The organism is Romboutsia sp. (assembly GCF_035470145.1).
GTDB lineage: Bacteria > Bacillota > Clostridia > Peptostreptococcales > Peptostreptococcaceae > Romboutsia_D.
The window spans coordinates 1-1,547 of the sequence record NZ_DATIRC010000024.1 but is presented as its reverse complement, the minus strand read 5'-3'; the positions used below and the strand labels follow the sequence as shown (position 1 = coordinate 1,547).

Here is a 1,547-nt window from a genome sequence, read left to right as displayed (position 1 = left end):
ATTAGAATAAATATCTACATATCCTAGACTTGCGTCTGCTCCTTGTTTCTTATTAAATTTACGTTGCAAGCTATATGTTGTATTTGCTTTTAATTGCATTTTTATATAAGCATGTTTATATGTTCCAGCAACATCATTTTTAACGGTAAATTTTCCACCACTTCCTACAATAGCATTTGCATTAGAATTTGTTACAGTACTTGGATTTAATAAGTTCGAATTACATGATGAAACTACTAATTCATTTGTTCCATCTCCTACGTTTGCAAGTCCTTCAAAGTAGCCGTTTGGTGGATTTTGTGTGTAGTCACCTTCAAGTATAACTATTTTTCTTGATATTTTAGATATTGAACTGGCATTGGCACTCTGACAAGCAAATCTTATATTAGGAGTATTTTCAGTAGTTGGAGTTAACGCAAAAATGTTTAATCCTTTTACCAAGGTTTTTGAGCTACTATTTTGATCTGAGCCGCTAGCACTTTCTAAAAAACAAGCAAAACTTGGGTGGGTATTTTCTATAACATCAACTATAAATGTATATTTTTTACCAACTTCAAAATTAAAAGTCATGGCACTTCTAGTAAAAGAATAAGCAGTAGGATTAGTAAAAGTTACATAGTCAACATCTGTTACGATTGCATCAGTTCCACCTGCTTTAAAGAATGTATCTTTCCATTTATTAACTAAAGTCCTACCCTCTAACTTAATATCACTCAAAAATCCGTTACTAGTTTCTTCAATTACTGTAAATCCTACACCATCATCAACCACAGTTGAAGTTGTAGCATCTTCAAGCTTTTTAACTCTCTCTAAATCCTTATCAACCATATCAAGATGCGCATTGATACTGTTTACACTTGCTCCTACACTCTTTGGTACATCACATTTTATAGTTGGCTCTATCTCGCAAAGTGATAGAATGTTAGTTTTATTAGCAAATGTACGTAGGGCAATTTGTTGATTGTCTGATAGTGGTATATATTGAGGTGTTGCATATAATAGGAATAACCTTTTGCCGATAACACTTTGTTTAGCAGTTTCAAGTGTTGTACCCTTCGCAATTACTAAGGCAATATTGGTATTATTTTCATATACTAAGCCAATAGAACTTACATTATCGACAACTTCGGAAGTCCTTGTTTTATATCCTTCTAAATACATTTTTGTAGATGTTGGATTTGTTCTTATATAGCTTTTTTTATTTATCGTTAAAACGTCAACATTTACCAATGAGGTTACAAGACCAAATACAAAACTATCATCTATAACCTCACTGCATATATTTTTTTCTATATCCCAAATATCATCAGATGCTTGCACAATTCTATCAGCTACATCGCTAACTTTTTCAATTTGACAAGGACTTAAAATAGTTATTTGATGATGTTGTGGATCTTCATAAGTTTTAGCACCAGTTCCAACTTCTACCTGAAACTTAGCATTAAGATTATTTTGAACTAATGTTGTTGACGTTCTAAATCTAAGATACTTTGCATTTGAAGGTATAGAAGTAATTGAACTCATAGAAATAAATACTTTTTCACTAT

1 protein-coding gene is annotated in these 1,547 nt (G+C 31.6%); it reads right to left on the bottom strand.

All coding sequences use genetic code 11. The annotated features are described in order from the left end of the window. Positions 1 to 1,524 (bottom strand): hypothetical protein (locus tag VLM92_RS01150; protein WP_325274518.1); only part of this gene is annotated, 1,524 nt, incomplete at its 3' end. Positions 1,525 to 1,547: the final 23 nt, after the last annotated feature.